This window comes from Janthinobacterium sp. KBS0711, from assembly GCF_000988085.1.
Classification (GTDB): Bacteria; Pseudomonadota; Gammaproteobacteria; order Burkholderiales; family Burkholderiaceae_D; genus Janthinobacterium; species Janthinobacterium lividum_E.
Genome location: NZ_LBCO01000008.1, coordinates 1 through 1124, shown reverse-complemented (window position 1 = coordinate 1124; position 1124 = coordinate 1). Strand labels below are relative to the sequence as shown.

1 protein-coding gene is annotated in these 1124 nt (G+C 56.7%); it reads right to left on the bottom strand.

Annotation, left to right across the window (positions count from 1 at the left end):
• On the bottom strand, positions 1 to 1121 hold a 1121-nt coding region (gene tuf, locus VM94_RS05395), incomplete at its 3' end, for an elongation factor Tu (RefSeq protein ID WP_046682548.1).
• Positions 1122 to 1124 lie beyond the last annotated feature (3 nt).

Below are 1124 nucleotides of genomic sequence, written 5' to 3'. Positions count from 1 at the left end.
CCTTCTTCCATCGCGATCGGGTTGATCAGCTTGACGGTGATCGACACGTTATCGCCTGGCATGACCATTTCTTTGTCTGCTGGCAACTCGATCGAACCGGTTACGTCCGTCGTGCGGAAGTAGAACTGTGGACGATAGTTGTTGAAGAATGGCGTATGACGGCCGCCTTCGTCTTTCGACAGAACATAGATCTCGCCGGTGAAGTGCGCATGCGGCTTGATCGAGCCTGGCTTGGCCAGAACTTGACCACGTTGCACGTCTTCACGCTTGGTGCCGCGCAGCAGCAGACCAACGTTGTCGCCTGCTTGACCTTGGTCCAGCAGTTTGCGGAACATTTCCACGCCGGTGCAAGTCGTTTTGACGGTATCGGTGATACCGACGATTTCGATCTCTTCGCCGACTTTGACAATGCCGCGCTCGATACGACCGGTCACAACGGTACCGCGACCCGAGATCGAGAACACGTCCTCCACTGGCATCAGGAAAGCACCGTCAACAGCGCGCTCTGGCGTTGGGATGTAGGCATCCAGCGCATCGGCCAGACGCAGCACTGCATCAACGCCCATTTCGCCTTCTTTGCCTTCCAGCGCCATACGTGCCGAACCTTTGATGATAGGCAGGTCGTCGCCTGGGAATTCGTACTTCGACAACAGCTCGCGCACTTCCATTTCAACCAGTTCCAGCAGTTCTGCGTCGTCGACCAGGTCGCACTTGTTCAGGAACACGATGATGTATGGAACGCCAACTTGGCGGGCCAGCAGGATGTGTTCGCGGGTCTGTGGCATTGGGCCGTCAGCTGCGGAGCACACCAGGATCGCGCCGTCCATCTGGGCTGCACCGGTAATCATGTTTTTGATGTAATCGGCGTGGCCTGGGCAGTCAACGTGCGCGTAGTGACGCGTTTCCGTTTCGTACTCGACGTGGGCGGTGTTGATCGTGATACCGCGCGCTTTTTCTTCTGGTGCTGCATCGATCTGGTCGTATGCTTTAGCTTCGCCGCCGAATTTCTTCGACAGAACCGTTGCGATTGCAGCGGTCAGCGTGGTTTTACCGTGGTCGACGTGGCCGATGGTGCCGACGTTGACGTGCGGCTTGGTCCGTTCGAATTTACCTTTTGCCATTTT